The sequence below is a fragment of the Desulfuromonadaceae bacterium genome (assembly GCA_019429445.1).
Classification (GTDB): domain Bacteria; phylum Desulfobacterota; class Desulfuromonadia; order Desulfuromonadales; family JAHYIW01; genus JAHYIW01.
In genome coordinates this window covers 1-16,374 of record JAHYIW010000006.1, presented here as the reverse complement: position 1 = coordinate 16,374, position 16,374 = coordinate 1, and the positions used below count along the sequence as shown (strand labels likewise).

Below are 16,374 nucleotides of genomic sequence, written 5' to 3'. Positions count from 1 at the left end.
GCGTACGCTTTTATGTACGCACAGGAGGCAACCATGACGACCATTACCGCAACCGAAGCCCGAAAACTTCTCTACAAGCTCCTCGACGACGTATCGGAATCACACGAACCAATCCAGATCACCGGCAAGCGCGGCAATGCTGTGTTGATTGCAGAAGATGATTGGCGGGCCGTGCAGGAAACCCTCTATCTCACCTCCATTCCCGGCATGCGAGAGTCGATCATTGAGGGAATGAAGACTCCTGTCGCGGAGTGCGATGAGGCGTTGGACTGGTGAGTTGGAAACTGGCCTACACCAGGCGGGCTCAGAAGGACGCCCAGAAGTTGGCCGCCGCCGGGCTGAAGCCGAAAGCAAGGCTCCTGCTCGACATTCTGGTCGAGAACCCCTTCCAACCCCCTCCACCTTACGAAAAACTTGTCGGCGACCTGGCTGGAGCCTGCTCGCGCCGCATCAATATCAAGCATCGGTTGGTCTACCATGTCCTCGAAGAGATCGGCACCGTGAAGGTGCTGCGCATGTGGACGCATTACGAATAGGGGCTAACAAGTCGCCGAGCGGACGGAGTGATACGGAATTGATGAGTTTTTAGTTGACGCTTTTAATCGATCAAGTTTATTTTCATCTGCGACATTTATCGCCTGGGCATGGGAGAAAACCGATGAACGAGCAGCAGAGGGGCTCGACCTCAGGGACAAGCCAATCAGATAACCACCCCCCCGGCAGCCACCGTCCCCCAACCAACCCCCTTGCCGCAACTTCTTGTTACTTTTTTACTCGCCATTTGTTTGAAAGCGGTTTGCACGATTCAAGAGTTTTTGGGTCATAAAGACGTCAGCTCTTTTGGCCCAGCAAAAGAGTGAGGCGGCAGCGGGCCGCGACCCGCGAAGCTGCTTTTAAGATTTTCAAGCCAGAACACTCAAGTTAACCAGCTTAACTACGTCCCCCTTTTAAGGATGTTGCCCCTTTTACCCTCTTCCTTCTCTACAAGGGGCTTTCAAGAAACTAACTGGCAATGATTTTAGGCCCGGCTTTGAGCTTGTGAAGGGTTTTAAGATTTTGTTTGCAGATAACTCTAAAGTCTCCAGAAATGCCTTGCTCTTCAGCCGTTGTATCCCAAAAATTTAGTGCACACGTAACGGCGCTCTCCCAGACATCTGCCGTATTTGCAGTCGGCCCCGTGGGGCTAAAGGTCCTTTCCGGAATGTCGCCAGATACGGGCCGATAAAGCATCGGCAGCATGTCGTATACAGGTGCGAGTGTATAGAAACGTGGTTCGATGCGAATAAATGATAGATTTCCTGTGTGCATGTCGGTGTTACCAATCAGGGTTCCGAATGCTTTAAGCCAGCGCATCTTCTTGGCATCTTCTTTGGAGATGACACCTGCTTTCTGTAACGCAACGGCGCATTGAGCCCAATCGTCTCCAATGCCGGTATATTCACCGTCAATTGCACGCAGTGACAATGTTGAGCACCGCCCCAGACTTCCAGTCCTGTCAAATCTGTCAACTTCAAGAAATAGTCGATTGCCAGTTTCCCGTGTCCTGCTTTGAGATGCGGCGATCCCCGTTGCATTGACAATGTCAAGCGCGCAGTGTTCACACATCAGAAGGTCGGCCCAGCGTCTGCCTTCCTGGGTGTGAAGCGGTGAAGAGAACTTGACCAATACGTGTCTGATCTCGTCTCCATCCTGAATTGAGGCGGTGAATTTTTGTTGCTCACCTCCTGCGGATGACCCGGCAGGATCGCCTCCAAGGGCTTCTTCTGCAAGGACTGGATAAAGATGCGGTCGATCATGATCAGCAATGACCCGAGATTTCTGCTGAGCGAACTTTAAATAGCGCTGTATGGATTCGTCGCCAATGACCAGGTTGCCGATATGATCTTCTCCGCGCTTTGACAGGGCAATCAAAACGTCATCATCGTTCCAATCATTGAGCTTTTCAGGCAGGCCGAGGTTTGTTCCTTCTTTGTTGGCAAAAGCTCTGCCGAGGAAGCCGTCCGGGCGCATATCCTGAATGAACCATGGCAGGTAATTGTAGAGACGGCTGCTATCTGTATTCTCTTCGCTGTGCCACCAGTACTGGCCAGCCAACAAGGTGTGCAGACGGCCAATCAAATGCGCGTCGCCAGCTTGGTCAATCCTGAACACGGGGAATGTGCTCGTTGTCCCTCTCACAACACGAGGGCGAGCATATTGGGTCGCACGACCCTTGCCGAGGACCAATACGTTCCTTTCAAGTTTACTGATGGATCGAGATATTGACGGCTGGCTGACGTCCAGTGCGTTGGCCAATTGCCTGGCAGTTTTTGTGCCGGCGGCAAGTTTCTCAAGCACGCGTGTCTCTAAATCTTCTCGCATAACTATCTTTCTGAATAGATTTTGAATGGAAATATAGCATGTAAGTGCCTGTCATAACAAGCCTTAACATCAATGTGGAATTTAACTTTGAATACATAATGATGAGAAGTTTTTTGAAGAGGCGCGGGGAGGGGGGGGGCGATAATTGATAGGCTGCCCCAGGGGGCATGGATATCTCCTGGCCCGTCAAGGGAGCATTTCATGCGTGAAGAACAGCTGATGAAGGCGGCGGGTTTGTTGCGACGCCATCAATCAAGCAGCTCAACAATCCCGGCTGCCATGCCGACATAGCTCGCCGGGCTCATTTGCAGTAAACGCTCTTTGTCCTCGTCCGCTATGTCGAGTTTTGCAACAAAGCGGCGGATTATTTCGCGATCAATCTTCTGTCCTCGCGTCAATTCCTTGAGCTTCTCGTACGGTTTCTCAACCCCCGCCTTGCGCATCACCGTCTGGATCGGTTCTGCCAGCACCTCCCAGGCCTGATCGAGATCAGCGGCCAGGTTCTGCCGGTTAAGTTGCAGTTTGCCGAGCCCCTTGAGGGTCGCATGGCAGGCGATCATGGTGTAGCCAAAACCGACCCCCATGTTACGCAACACCGTTGAATCAGTCAGGTCGCGTTGCAGTCGCGAAATCGGCAGTTTGGCGGAGAGATGGCCGAACATGGCGTTGGCCAGACCGCAGTTACCTTCCGAATTTTCAAAATCGATCGGGTTGACCTTGTGCGGCATGGTTGACGAGCCGATCTCTCCCTGAACCGTTTTTTGCCCGAAATATCCCATTGAGATGTAGGCCCAGAGATCACGATTGAGGTCGGTGAGGATGGTATTCCAGCGCGACATGGCATCGAACAGTTCAGCCATGTAGTCGTGCGGTTCAATCTGGGTCGTGAAGAGGTTCTGCGTCAGGTGCAGTTCGTCGACGATGACCGTTTTGGCCAACCTTGCCCAGTCAACGTGCGGATAGGCGGCAAGATGGGCGTTGAAGTTACCGACTGCGCCATTGAGTTTGCCGAGCAGTTCGACCGCTGTGATCCCGGCACTCTGTTTTTGCAGCCGCGCGGTGAAAACGGCCAGCTCCTTGCCGATGGTGGTTGGCGAAGCGGTCTGGCCATGGGTCCGGGCCAGCATCGGGATATCCTTGTATTCATGTGCCAGTTTTTTGAGTGTGGCAATGAGCTGTTCCTGCAACGGCTGGAGGACAGCGAGACCGTCCTTGAGCATCAACGCGTGTGACAGGTTATTGATGTCCTCCGAGGTACAGGCAAAGTGCAGAAACTCGGCAAGCTCTGCGAGTGACGAACCGGCAAGCTGTTCTTTCAGATAATATTCAACCGCCTTGACATCATGGTTGGTCACCGCTTCAATCTGTTTGATCTTTTCAGCTTCAGCGGGGGTGAAATCGGCAATAATCAAGCGCAGTTGCGCTTCTTCCGGGGCGGTCACGGCGCGACATTCGGGGATGCCGTCCTCGCGACAGAGGGCGAGGATCCACAATATCTCGACCTTGATCCGGTTCTTGAGCAGGGCATATTCAGAAAAACACTCTGTGAGTGGGGCAACTTTTGCGGCGTAACGGCCGTCAATCGGGCTGATGGCGGTAATCATGGTTTCGCTCCTTAAACGGGATGGACGGCAAATATAGCCAAGGAGCGGTTGAACTGCAACCCCCTTCTCGACATCACGCGCATGTTTCACTCCTTTTGCGCGGGATGATTGATTATTTCGGCAGCGCGACGCCGCAATGTCCATCGCAAAAGGGAGCCTTCCCGGTCTTGCCGCAGCTACAGATATAGACCTTCTGTCGTTCGGTCAGCTCAAAACGCAACGGCAGCACGTTGCTCCCGGAGTGCCCCCCGTCACAAAATGGCAAGGTGCTTGATTTTCCGCATGTACAGCGGAAGTAGATCCCTGGTTCCAGGGTTATGGCAATTGGCATTCCGGCATCGGTATTCATGTCGTTCATGTGTTCTCCTCACTTCCGTCTACGGGGGCATCACTGTTGATCCGTCCTTTTGCCCGGTGATTCTACCATGTCTGATGTACTCGCAAAAAAGAATTAGATGGCTAAGCAAAAAATTTGTCCTACAAGGCCTGGTGGTTTTTCAGGGGCGAAGATCTGCATCAGGTAGGTCGAGGTCCTGAAAAACCGGCGTAACGCAGTAGGGCGGACTTTTTGCGACGCCATCATGTCTGGAACAAAAAGGGGACCAGCGGTTTTTTCTGACCATTATAAATATTTTTACAAATAAACTAAAACAATGTTATATATTACTTCGGATAGATCCTCTGCTTGCTTTTGGAGACGACCATGCCGATTTCGCCACCTGACGAAAAGCTACTCGATCTTCCCTCGATTGAACTGATGGAGCTTTTCGGCAGAATCCGTTACTTGACCGATAAAGCCGGTTTTTCCGGTACGCTTCCCGCGATCTGGCAATGTTCAGATGAAGGCCAGTCGATCAAAAAAGCTCTTTTCGGCTACGTTTTCAACTGTCCTTCGTTTAATCTTGGGCGGGTCGGCGCCCTGCTTGACCCGACCCGTCTGGCAACAGCGGCGCATCACGGCAACGATCTGGTGATTATTGGTGGCAGTCACCTCGGTGCGCAGCAGGAAGATGGCATCGGCTATATCGAGCGCATCCACGGCGATGTTGCGCCCTGTTGTGGCAAACTCACGCGGGTTCTCGGCGAGTATTTGCAGATTTATCAACGCGCCACGCAATTAATCAAGATCTTTCGGGAAGGGGGCACCGCCAAGATTGAAATTCCGTATAAGTATCTTTTCAGCAAACCACGCAGCAGCATAGCACGGATTCAGCTCAGGCTGAATCGCCTGGTCGGGGGGGAATCGACCGGTGAGGGCTCGCTGGGGAAAATCTTCCCGATGAATCATGCGCTGATCACCGATCATCCCGCCCTGGGAGAATTGACTGAAACGCCGCAACCGATCGGCAAGCGCCTGACGCCAGACACGTTCAGCTTCAGAAAAAACCTTGATCACGACAGTCTTGAGCCGCTCCGTATGCTCGAAGCCTCGGTCTTCGATTTCTTTCCCGAAATCGTTTCGTCCAACCAGCCCCACCGGCGCATCTGCGATATCAACACCTGGCGCCAGTTTCATCGCATGGCGTCGTATATTACCGACTATTTTGATGGCAGTCACCGCAATATCTTCGTCCTGGCGGGGCTGACCATCGACCATTCGGTGCGGCACAATTCGTTCGTGCCGCAATTCGGGTTCTGGATGGAGCAGGGCAAGGCCCTTGAGGCGCATTACTTCAATACGGAACAAATTCATGAGCTGTTGTACAAACAGGAAATCTATCGCCCGCCGGTAACGTTCCTTGAATATGCCGGCATCACCTGATCGCGGTTGGGACAGTCTATCTTTTATGCCACGAAGCGTGTACCATGCCGAACATCTGTCGCCTCTCCCCCTCCCGCGTTAAAGGTATGTCGTTGTCCCTGTTGTGCCGGTTTCCACAGGCAGCACTACGGCAAAAAACGAGAAAGAAGGATCATGAAAATTTGTCCTCAATGTGAAGAACAAACTAAAAAAACACGCAATGGAAAACCTCACGAGGACCTGAAACTCGTTGAAGCGCCGCGTATTTTCAAAGGAACAAAACCCCAGGGATACACAGAACAAGACTACTGCTGCCTGGTGTGCGGGGCAAAATTTACGCATAGCACCAACAAGAATGATCTATCCTGGACGCTGTGGCAGGCATGACACTGCTGATTCCATTCGCAGCGCTGCTGTAACGATCCATGCAGGAGTCTTCGCCGGTGTCGATGCCGCTCAACAGACCTGCCATCGACTGGCGGAACTGGCCACGTGACACAGCTCCTTTCTGACCGGTTTTCAGCAATCTTCACCCGCCTGCACGATAGTTTTGGTGATTTGCACTGGTGGCCCGCCGAGAGTCCATTCGAGGTTGCCGTCGGGGCGATTCTCACGCAGAATACCGCCTGGCGCAATGTCGAGCTGGCAATCAATAATTTGCGTGACCATGACCTGCTGACCGCGTCGGCAATTTCCGGCATGGCGCGCGATGAGCTCGAACAGCTGATTCGCCCTGCCGGATTTTTTCACCAGAAGGCGGAGTATTTGCACCTTTTTGCGCACCATCTGTGCGCCGTTCATCAGGGGCAGATTGAGTCACTGCTGGCGGGGGAACTTGCAGCGGTCAGAAGTCAGCTGCTCGCTTTCAAGGGGATCGGGCCTGAAACCGCTGATTCGATTTTGCTCTATGCCGGGAAACATCCGACATTCGTGGTTGATGCCTATACCCGACGGCTTTTTTCACGTCTGGGATTATTGTCGGGGAGTGAGCGCTATGAATTCATTCGCACGCTCTTCATGACGCAGCTCGCTGAGGATGTCGAACTTTATGCCGCGTATCACGCGCTGATTGTCGAGATGTGTAAACAGTTCTGCCATAAACGCCATCCGGATTGCGCCCCCTGTCCATTGCGACCGGTGTGCGCCGCCAGCACGGTAAACCTGCCGCCCGACCGGTTCAAATGACCGCTACAACCCGTAGAGCTTCATCTTTTCCCAGAGATTTTTCCGGCTGATCCCGAGCAGGGCCGCCGCTTCGGTTTTGTTGCCAGCGCTTTTCTCAACCGCCCGCAGGATACACTTGCGCTCGGCGGCAGCGACAGTCGCGGCGAGATTGTCCGCTTCGCTGTCACTGTCATGGAGGGTGTTGCGGATCTCTACCGGCAGGTCCCAGAGCTGAATTTTGGGGGCTGGAGCGAGGACCGAGACGCGCTCCAGCAGGTTGCGCAGCTCGCGCACATTGCCAGGGTAGGGGTACTGTTCCAGGGCCTGGCGCGCCTCCGGCGACAGTTGAAAGGACATCCCCCGTTCGTCACCGAACTCGCGCAGAAAAAAGGTGGCCAACTCAAGAATGTCGTCAGGACGTTGGCGCAGCGGGGGGATTTGAATCGGGATCACCTGCAAACGGTAATAAAGATCTTGCCGAAAATGGCCCTTTTGTACTTGATCGGCGAGATCTTTCGCCGTAGCACAGATGACCCGTACATCGACAGGGATGGTGTTGCTGCCGCCGACTCGCTCGATTTCCCGTTCCTGAAGGACCCGCAGCAGTTTCACTTGCAGATCAAGCGGCAGATCACCGATTTCGTCGAGCAGAATAGTCCCGTGATCCGCCAGCTCAAATTTGCCGATGACCGTTTTGTCGGCACCGGTGAAGGCTCCTTTTTCGTGGCCGAAAAGTGCGGATTCCATCAGCCCGGCGGGGATTGCGGCGCAATTTACCCGGATGTAGGGTTTGTCGGCCCGGCGGCTCTCGTAATGGATGGCGGCAGCTACCAGCTCCTTGCCGGTGCCGCTTTCTCCCTGGATGAGGACCGAGGAGTCCGCCGGAGCGACCTGGCTGATGAGGCTGAGGACTTTCTCCATGGCCGGGCTGGAGCCGATCAGCGGTCGGCGCAGGCCGCAGCACTGCTCCAGAGAGACACAGCGGGCCTTGATCCTTTGCATTTCGAGCAGGCGGTTGATGCGAAAGGTCAGGTCATCAAGGTCAAACGGCTTGAGAATGTAGTCTGCCGCCCCTTTTTTCAGGCAGTTGACGGCGTTGTCGGTGCTGCCGTGGGCGGTCATCATGACCACCTCCGTGCGCGGGGCCACTCTTTTTACCTCAGTCAGCAATCGTTCGCCGTCCATCCCCGGCATGCGGATGTCGGAGAGGATCAGCTCATAGTGGTTTTTCCTGACCAGCTCCAAAGCCGCGGTCCCGGTCGCCGCTTCATCGGCCAGCCACCCCTGATTGCGCAGGTGATCGAGAACCGTGATGCGCATGATCTCTTCATCTTCAGCGACCAGAATACGTATGGTCATAGCTCCCTTTCTCCTCCTGCGCCAGAGGGACGGTTACTGTAAAAATCGCGCCGCCCGCGGTGCCGTTGCGAACTGACAGCTCACCATCCATCTGCTTAATCAACGCGTGGGAGACGGAGAGCCCGAGGCCGGTGCCTTCGCCAACCTCCTTGGTGGTGAAAAACGGTTCAAAGATCTTGTCCAGGTGTTGCGGGGCGATACCTGGCCCGCTATCGGCAATTTCGAGCACCAGGCGCAGCTCTTCCAGCCGACTGCTCACGCACAACGTCCCCCCCGTGTCTCCCATCGCCTGGACGGCGTTGCCGGCCAGATTCATCACCACCTGGCGCAGCCCCTCCATCCCGACGAGGAGCGGTCTGCCGATCTTCAGTTGCCGGGTGATGGTGACCTTGTCGCGTCCCATGCAGGTCAGTTCCAGGCAATCATCGATCATCGCGTCGACGTCCCCGCGCATAAATTCAAGCGGTTCTTTGCGACCGATATTCAATAATTGCTGCACGGTTCCCTTGATCCGGTCAACCCCTTGTGCGAGCAGCTCCAGATAACGAATTTGCAGATCGGGCTGCTCCATATTTCGCTTCATCGTTTGAATGCAGTTCTGCATCCCCCCCAGGGGGTTATTGATTTCATGTGCGATCCCTGCAACCAGCCGCCCCAGTGCCGCCTGCTTTTCACTCTGAAAAACCTGCTCGCGGGTGGCATTGAGTTCTTCCTGGGACCGTTCCAGGCGCCGACACAGGCTGCGGTAATGGCCAGCCAACGTGCCGATTTCATCGGCCTTATCCGGTGTTTTCAAACGCTCCAGTCGCCGCTGGAGCGGGTACTGGTCCATTTCCCGGGCAAGGCTTTTCAGTCGCCTGGCGACCAGCAAATCGAAAAGAAAAAAGATTGTCAACGCAACGATAACGATGGTGGCCAGCGCAATGTTCAGCAACATCCGGTTGTTGTTGCTGATTTCGTCAAAAGCACGATCCATCGGGATGGTGACATTCATCCCCCCGCGAATGTCGTTGATTGAATAATGCTGTTCGGCGTGACATTGCAGACACTGACTCTCGACCAGCAGCGGCGCCATGTAACGCAGGCGTTTTTTACCGGCGACCTTTTCAATGGCAATCGCCTCCCTGGCTCCCTGTTCGAAAGATAGCAGGCTACGGCGTTCGAAATCATCCGGGGCGTTGTCCGCATTGAGCGGGCGCAGGCTGGTGACGTTGAACTGTCCCATCCCCTCTCGCGCAGCGTAAACAGAGAGTTCGCGGGTGACCATCGCGGGGTTGCGTTTGACCAGCCAGTTGCCCTGTGCATCGCGGATTTGCCCTTCTTTCAAAAACGGATTGGGCTCGACGCCTGGCCCCTTGACAAAGAAAAGTCCGTTGTGATCCGCCACCCACTGGCGGGTAAGCCGAATCTGATGAAAAAGCATTTTTGCCTGCAAGGTCGCCTGTTCAACCACCAGTTCTTCCTGAAAATCGGAAGTCCGGTAAAAAGTTACCCCGTAGGAGCAGCTGATCACCAGCCCGATGAGAAGTATGAAGCGCGTCCTTAGCTGCATGCCGGAAAAAACCTTTAGTGCGGTTGTAATCGGTGTTTCGTGAAATATTATAAAATAATAATGAAAAAAATAATGTTACTAAGTGGTAACGATCAATTCAGGTGGAGCGCTACCATAAAGTAACATTAAATCCGAGCAGGCCTTTCAACTTACTGTATTTACATATCTTTTTCGATGGCACGGTGGGTGCAGATTATTCGAATGAAACGGACTCCGGATGAAACTGAACCCAGGGGGTAATTATTCACCTGCTCGACCAAAGGCCGTCATCCCCGAGTGCTCCTGTCGGGGATCCAGCCTTTAAACCTGAAAAATCTGGATTCCGGCTAAAATCTTGCCGGAATGACGCTGTAGGATTCGCCTTCAGGCGCGATTGTTCGCGGCTAAAGCCGCTCCTACAAAAGAGCTGAACAGTTACCCCAGGGGAAACTCTATGCGGAGTTCGTCTGCAAGATATCCTGTCAACCAAAATAACGCAAAGGGCTGCTTATGGAAACCGGAAAAGTAATGAAGTATTTGGCAAGTTGCTGCGTCGTCGCGGTACTCGGCATGTTCGGTTATGTCGTCTACGAATCGAAAATGCTCTCATATCTCTCGGGAGACCCGAAGGCTTGCATCAACTGCCATACCATGAACACCCACTACGCAACATGGCAGCACAGCTCGCATCGCGATCGAGCCACGTGCGTGGAGTGTCATCTGCCGCGCGATACCTTTATCAACAAGATGATCTCCAAATCAAGGGACGGCATCAACCACTCTCTCGCCATGACGCTGGGCAGCTACGGCAAGAATTTGCGTATCACCGACAACGCTGCCGAGAGAATTCAGGCCAACTGTATCTCCTGCCATCAGGAGCTGGTCTCGCAGATGCTGGCCAACAGTGAACGCTATCCTCAAAAAGACGGTGTGCCAATGGGGCGCAACTGCTGGGAATGTCATCGGAGCGTGCCCCACGGCACCACCAGAAGTCTGTTGGCAGCACAAAACAACCTCGGCGTCAAAGAACTATAGCAAAACTTAACCAGGGAGAATAAACAATGAAAAGATCATGGATTGTTACAATTGTATCGATTGTCGTCATCGTTCCAATGCTGTTGTTGCTGGTTTCGATCAAGGAAAACAAGGCAGAACAGCAGGCGATCAATGCTGTTCCGGACATCAAGAAATTGGAACCACGCAGCTCGGAGTGGGGCAAGTATTTCCCCCGTCAGTATGATTCCTACATGAAGACGAGCAAAAGTGACGAAATCAAGGATGTCCTGAAATCATCTCCTGCGCTGGTGGTGATGTGGGCTGGGTACGGTTTCGCAAAAGACTACAATGCGCCGCGCGGCCATTATTACGCCCTTGAAGACAACATCAACACCCTGCGCACCGGCGCGCCGGTCGACGACAAGTCCGGGCCAATGCCAACCGCCTGCTGGACCTGCAAATCCCCTGATGTGCCGCGGGTGATGGACAAGAACGGTGAGCTCGACTATTTCACCGGTAAATGGGCCCGGCTTGGTGGTGAGATTGTCAACACCATCGGCTGTGCCGACTGTCACGACAACAAGACCATGAAACTGTCCGCGACCCGTCCTTATCTGGAGCGGGGGCTGGACGCTGAAGGCAGCTTGAAGTATGCCGAAGCCACGCATCAGGAGATGAGGACGTTGGTTTGCGCCCAGTGTCACGTTGAGTATTATTTCAAGAAAACGGAGTGGAACGACAAAGGGGTGAAGAAGACCGCCGGGGTTGTGACCTTGCCGTGGGACAATGGTTTCTCGGCCGAACAGATCGAAAAATACTATGATGATCGTGATTTTTCCGACTGGAAGCACGCGATCAGCAAGACCCCGATGCTCAAGGCCCAGCACCCCGGCTATGAAATGTTCGTCACCGGCGTCCATGGCAAACAGGGGCTGTCCTGCGCCGACTGCCACATGCCTTACGTCCGCGAAGGCGGGGTCAAATATTCCAACCACCAGGTCGGCAGTCCGCTCGACAATATTGGCAACACCTGTCTGAACTGTCACCAGGGAACTGAAAAAGAATTCCGCGCGACTATCGAGCGAAAGCTGGAGCGTAAAAACGAACTTTCCGGCATCGCCATGGATGTTCTCGCCAAGGCCCACCTCGAAGCGGGCAAGGCCTGGGAGCTGGGAGCGACTGAAGCAGAGATGCGACCGGCATTGCAGGATCTTCGTCACGCCCAATGGCGCTGGGACTACTCCATCGCTTCCCACGGCTCCTTTTTCCATGCTCCCGAAGAGACCCTGCGGGTGCTGGGCAGCGCCATCAACAAGGGGCAGGAAGCCCGCCTGAAGTTGCGCACGGTGTTGGCCAAATATAAGGCCGCCGACTACGTTGTGCCCGATTTTTCGACCAAGGAAAAAGCCCAGCAGGTTGTTGGCCTGCCTTTCGACACGCTGGTTCAGGAAAAGAAAAGTTTCCTCAGCGGGCTCCGGCAGCAGTGGATCGAAGCCGGGAAAAGCAAAGGAATTTATGACCCTAAATCGCGCGCAGAGATGAAATTCAAGACCTCCTACAACTAAAAAACAGCCAGCTACTGCTGATTGAAAATCGGCCCTGTTCGCTTCGCGCGGACAGGGCCGACTCAGTTGCACCAATATTTTTCGTCCCCTCTTTTTCCCTGATCGCAAGTCAATGCTTCTTCACCTGCTCAGCTGGTTTATGTGCCTTTAAGTGACTCAAACTGTGCAAATGCACGGTAGAAATCCTCCTCGCTCGATGAAATGCTCAAACTGGCCTTTTCCCCGGATATCCGCCAATAGACCGGGAATTCGGGTGCTGCAGGTGTTTCTTTGTCACGGAGTGATGTCACTTTTATTGCAACCGGAGAGGTCTTTTTTGCTTACTTTTTTGTTCTTTATGAGCCCTGACATGGAGCCTGAAGCTTGGCATGATCCTGTTTGGAGTGAAATTTGCATCAATGAGATGGCGTATCGCTATAAATTCAATTAATTGACAGATATAAACGAGTCCTTTCCGACTGGGAGTCTGACCTATGTTTACTTTTGCGAATAAAGCAGCGCTTATCCTTGTCGCGCTTATGTTGCTGCCCTCATTGAGTGTCGCGCGACAGACCCACTATGCAAGCTGCAACCAATGTCACAAGCCTGGCTTGAATATGGCCGCCTTGGACGGGAATCCCTGTACGTTATGTCATGTCAGCACGAACCCCACGGTGATGTTTAATGATGATGTCACCTATAATATCCCCGGTTTTTTCAGTGTCGACGATGCCAGTAACACGATGAATACTGTTACCAGTGAAATTTCCGGTGCAACACCGTCCGAGCAGACATCCCACCTGTGGCTGAAAACTTCCGGCGAAAACGTCCCGGCAGCAGGTGCTGCAAAGCCGACTCTTTATCTGACTCAATTTAATGGCCGTTACCGGATAACTGAGGGGCAGCTGCATTGTTTCCGTTGTCACGATCCTCATGCGGATAAAAATGTCAAACTGAAACTGCTCAAGGTTCCGACGGATGAAGACCAGATGTGCGCCGATTGTCACAAACCGTGGTACATCAATAATGCCAACGCCTACCTGACTCACCCGGTCGGGGCCGCGGTCAATTATGCCGCCGTTGCTGCCGCCAATCCCTCAAAATATAACGCTTCGATCACCAACACCGGGAGCGGTGACGTGCGCACCGTGGGCGCAACCGGAATGGTCAGTTGTACCTCTTGTCATGGCGTCCACTTTACCGATTCCAATTCAACGACCGTTGACGGGGCTGCCAGCACTCTTGTGTCCTCCGACGGCAACCTGCTCCGTACCGACGGACCTCTGCGGACCGGGGGATCGTCCGCCGAAACCGCCCAACTGCGTTCCAATCTCTGCCAGGCCTGTCATACCTATCAGCCTCACGGCAATGCAACAGAAGCTCTTGGCTGTCTCGGTTGTCACAGCGGCCATGTCTACAACAACGGTGATCCGAACTACTTTGTGTTGCGCGCTGAGGTGACCACCACCGCTTTCGGAACGGTCAGCACGCTCAATTTCAAAGATCCGACCACGACCAACGGGGGGAGCAAAACCGTTGCCCAGGTCTGGTCAGGCGAAAGCGTCGGTGACAGTGCCGGTTATTGCGAACAGTGCCACGGGCAGTTGACGGCCATGCCGGCCAGTGCCCGGACGCACATCGAAGGGGAAAACTGCCGCACCTGTCACACCCACGATGGCGGGACGTACTCATTTGAAGCGGCTGGCGGCTGCGACGGCTGCCACGGCTATCCTCCCAGTGTGAATACGCCGGGCGGGCCTGACGGTTATGCCGCCGGCTACACCCCGTTCAAAGACGAATCAGCGACCCCGCACGCCGCTCATGCCGCTGGCAGCGGTAACTACACCTTCAGCTGTGCCATCTGTCACCTCAACAACAGCCACGATACCGGCACCTTCCAGGACGTTTTTGTCGGTGGCAGCTACGATGCCCTCGCCAGCGGCGACGGCAACCTGACCCCGACCTACACGACTTCTGGTGCGGGCACCTGTAGCGCGGTCTACTGTCACTCCAACGGCGGTGCCCGGACCAGTGATATCGCCCGCAGCTATGTGGCGGCGACCATTCCGGCCTGGGCAGCAGGCAGTACCACCGGAGCGATCACGACCTGCAATGCTTGTCATGATAACAGTGCCGCGATGACCAACGGTTCCGCTTCCCACGCCGCGCACCTGGCCTTGAGCGGAGTGAGCTGCAAGACCTGCCATGTTAATACTGCCACCAGCGCCACAACTCTGGTTGCCGGTGCCATCGGTACCACGCACGTTAACAAGACCGTCGATGTCGCTTTTGACACCAGCGGTTTCCTCACCGTCGGTGCGACTCCCTATTCCGGCGCAACCGGAACCTGTGCCGTCTACTGTCACTCCGATGGTAGCGGCAATTTCAAGTCCCCTGACTGGGACGGCACAACAATCACCTGTACATCGTGTCATAATAATGGCACCGATAACGGTGTTTTGACCAACGCACCTGCCTCTGCCACTCATGCCAAACACCTGGCGGTCAGCGGGATCGACTGCGCTACCTGTCACGGCGCCGGTGCCAATACCGCCGCCCATGCCGGTCACCTCGACGGCAGCATCGGTTCCCCGGCACAGGCAACCTGTAACGCCTGCCACGGTGCCACGGTTGCCGGTAGCGAAGTTGATGCCGAGCCGGTCTGGACCAACAGCGCGTCGGTAAGTTGTGAAACCTGCCACCTCGGGGCACTGGCGGTTGTTACTGCCAAGACCGCACCCGCCAAGGATTCCGCCACGACCACCGGTCACAACAAGACCTCCGGCACCTATCTTGTGTCCGCTAACCTTGCAGCGAATCAAAGCTGTAATGCCTGTCATGACACCGCTGCCGCCGGCCATTTTGATGGTATCAGCGGTGACGATACCCGCCTGGTCGGCGGTTTTGACTGCACCACCTGTCACACCACCATTGTCACCCACCAGGCCAAGGGCTGTACTGTCTGTCACGATCCGCACGGTAGCAGCAATATCTATATGGTCAATACGACCTCGACCGGCAACTACAGTGGCACGGTTGATTTCACCGCTTTGACCGGCGCCGGTTCCTACGATGAGAGTGACGCCGCCAACGGTGATGACCTCTGCGCGACCTGTCACACCGTGGTGGCACACAATCGCGCTGACGCCACTGGCGCGCCCCATAATGAAGGTACGGACTGTTTTACCTGTCACAATGGACATACCAACGCGGCACCGTTCAGCTCCAACGGCGGCACCAACTGCGGTGACTGCCATGCCTATGCCCCCGGAACCACCAAAGGGGCGTTGACCTCCGGTGCACACCAGACGCATATCACTGTCGCCGATGGTGATATGACGAATCCCGCCGAAGATTTCTCTGATTGCGCCCAGTGCCACGGTGCCACGGTGACCAGCTATACCTATACTTCTGGTGGTGCGCACATGGACGGTGTGACCAATTTCGTTGTCGGCCTCGGCTATGATGACAACGGGACACGCGGTGTGCTCGGTGATGACACGGTGACCAGCTGTGCGGGTGCTTGTCACGCCACCGCCGCAGGACAGGCTGCGGTCTGGACCGCCACCTCGCTGAGCTGTGATTCCTGTCACGGCAATCCCCCGGAAAATGGTGGTGGTGACGGCCTCGCGCACAGCAAACACCTGGCGTTGAGCGGTGTCACCTGTGCCAGCTGTCATGACGCCACCGTGCCGACCGATACCGCCCACATCGACACCACCGGTGCTGATGAAGGGTTGACCCTCGCCGCCCGCGCGGTGGCTGTGGCGGATAATGCCTCGGTACTCATAACGGGTTTTGTTGATCTCGACAACACCTGCAACAACGCCGCCTGTCACGATCCTTCCGCTGGTGGCTATCTGGCGGACTGGGACGTCGATAGTTCAAGCTGTAACCTGTGTCACGGCAACGCCCCGGCGACCGGCGCGCACGCCGGGCACACCACCGTCACCGTCAACACCACCGCAGAAGATCGCAGCGACTGCGCCCAGTGTCACACCGGCGCCGACAGCTACACCTATGCGCACCGCAACGGCGCCGCAGGCTTCGTTGCCGGGATCGCCGATGCCGGGA

Annotated in this window: 13 protein-coding genes; 8 read left to right on the top strand and 5 right to left on the bottom strand. The window is 55.0% G+C overall.

Translation table 11 applies throughout. The features are described 5' to 3' along the window. Positions 1–33 precede the first annotated feature (33 nt). Entirely contained in the window at positions 34–276 is a 243-nt protein-coding gene (locus K0A93_03195; protein ID MBW6511112.1) for a type II toxin-antitoxin system Phd/YefM family antitoxin, read from the top strand. Next, positions 273–536 carry a Txe/YoeB family addiction module toxin gene (locus tag K0A93_03190; GenBank protein MBW6511111.1) on the top strand — a complete coding sequence of 88 codons (264 nt, stop codon included), beginning with the start codon at positions 273–275 and terminating at the stop codon, positions 534–536. Before K0A93_03195 ends, K0A93_03190 begins: the two co-directional genes overlap by 4 nt. A 466-nt stretch (positions 537–1,002) precedes the next feature. On the opposite strand, the gene yjjJ is transcribed toward K0A93_03190, so the two are convergent. The 3 genes from yjjJ to K0A93_03175 all read right to left on the bottom strand — a co-directional run bounded on the left by yjjJ (position 1,003) and on the right by K0A93_03175 (position 4,323). Beyond that, entirely contained in the window at positions 1,003–2,361 is a 1,359-nt protein-coding gene (gene yjjJ, locus K0A93_03185; protein MBW6511110.1) for a type II toxin-antitoxin system HipA family toxin YjjJ, read from the bottom strand. Between the two features lie 248 nt (positions 2,362–2,609). After that, on the bottom strand, positions 2,610–3,965 hold the full coding sequence (purB, locus tag K0A93_03180; GenBank protein ID MBW6511109.1) for an adenylosuccinate lyase: 1,356 nt from the start codon (positions 3,963–3,965) through the stop codon (positions 2,610–2,612). Positions 3,966–4,077: 112 nt separating this feature from the next. Beyond that, positions 4,078–4,323, bottom strand: a complete 246-nt coding sequence (locus K0A93_03175) for a CDGSH iron-sulfur domain-containing protein (protein MBW6511108.1) — start codon at positions 4,321–4,323, stop codon at positions 4,078–4,080. Between the two features lie 345 nt (positions 4,324–4,668). Between K0A93_03175 and K0A93_03170 the strand changes: the two genes are divergently transcribed. The 3 genes from K0A93_03170 (at position 4,669) to K0A93_03160 (ending at position 6,891) form a co-directional block, all read left to right on the top strand. Continuing rightward, entirely contained in the window at positions 4,669–5,727 is a 1,059-nt protein-coding gene (locus tag K0A93_03170) for a hypothetical protein (protein ID MBW6511107.1), read from the top strand. A 334-nt stretch (positions 5,728–6,061) separates the two neighbouring features. Next, the gene (locus K0A93_03165) at positions 6,062–6,202 is read left to right on the top strand and encodes a hypothetical protein (protein ID MBW6511106.1); all 141 of its coding nucleotides are present in this window, start codon (positions 6,062–6,064) and stop codon (positions 6,200–6,202) included. After that, the gene (locus tag K0A93_03160; protein ID MBW6511105.1) at positions 6,199–6,891 is read left to right on the top strand and encodes an endonuclease III domain-containing protein; all 693 of its coding nucleotides are present in this window, start codon (positions 6,199–6,201) and stop codon (positions 6,889–6,891) included. The genes K0A93_03165 and K0A93_03160 overlap by 4 nt, the downstream gene beginning before the upstream one ends. A 3-nt stretch (positions 6,892–6,894) precedes the next feature. On the opposite strand, the gene K0A93_03155 is transcribed toward K0A93_03160, so the two are convergent. Both K0A93_03155 and K0A93_03150 read right to left on the bottom strand, forming a co-directional pair. Continuing rightward, positions 6,895–8,229, bottom strand: coding sequence for a sigma-54 dependent transcriptional regulator (locus tag K0A93_03155; GenBank protein ID MBW6511104.1), 1,335 nt, complete (start codon positions 8,227–8,229; stop codon positions 6,895–6,897). After that, positions 8,204–9,781 (bottom strand): DUF3365 domain-containing protein, encoded by a 1,578-nt coding sequence (locus K0A93_03150; protein MBW6511103.1) that lies wholly within the window; start codon positions 9,779–9,781, stop codon positions 8,204–8,206. The genes K0A93_03155 and K0A93_03150 overlap by 26 nt, the downstream gene beginning before the upstream one ends. A gap of 489 nt (positions 9,782–10,270) precedes the next feature. Between K0A93_03150 and nrfH the strand changes: the two genes are divergently transcribed. The 3 genes from nrfH to K0A93_03135 all read left to right on the top strand — a co-directional run. Then, positions 10,271–10,795, top strand: coding sequence for a cytochrome c nitrite reductase small subunit (gene nrfH / locus K0A93_03145; protein ID MBW6511102.1), 525 nt, complete (start codon positions 10,271–10,273; stop codon positions 10,793–10,795). A gap of 26 nt (positions 10,796–10,821) precedes the next feature. Further along, positions 10,822–12,321, top strand: a complete 1,500-nt coding sequence (gene nrfA / locus K0A93_03140) for an ammonia-forming cytochrome c nitrite reductase (GenBank protein MBW6511101.1) — start codon at positions 10,822–10,824, stop codon at positions 12,319–12,321. Between the two features lie 473 nt (positions 12,322–12,794). Continuing rightward, positions 12,795–16,374 (top strand): CxxxxCH/CxxCH domain-containing protein (locus tag K0A93_03135; GenBank protein MBW6511100.1); only part of this gene is annotated, 3,580 nt, incomplete at its 3' end.